The organism is Psychrobacter sp. PP-21, assembly GCF_033790785.1.
Taxonomy (GTDB): domain Bacteria; phylum Pseudomonadota; class Gammaproteobacteria; order Pseudomonadales; family Moraxellaceae; genus Psychrobacter.
In genome coordinates this window covers 1-255 of sequence record NZ_JAMYEB010000122.1, presented here as the reverse complement: position 1 = coordinate 255, position 255 = coordinate 1, and the positions used below count along the sequence as shown (strand labels likewise).

General features: G+C 37.3%; 1 protein-coding gene. It reads left to right on the top strand.

Annotated elements, in window-relative coordinates; genetic code table 11:
• Positions 1-62: 62 nt before the first annotated feature.
• Positions 63-255: helix-turn-helix domain-containing protein (locus NJD71_RS13860; protein ID WP_319052469.1), on the top strand; the 193-nt coding region annotated here is incomplete at its 3' end.

Sequence of the window (255 nt, the reverse complement as noted above, 5' to 3'; positions counted from 1 at the left end):
GTCACCTGACCACAAAAATGTTATAAAATAAATCAACTAAACGACTACCACAATAAATAACCATGACTTACTCCCTAGATTATCGCAAACAAGTCTTAAAAAGCTTAGATGAGGGCATGACCTTTGCTGAAGCTGCTGTTTTCTATGATATCAGTCCAACGACTATCCAGAAGTGGAAAAAGCGTCTTCATAGTAAAACCACTCGATATATTAAGCCCTACAAAATAGAGGATGAAGCCTTAGCTCAAGATGTCA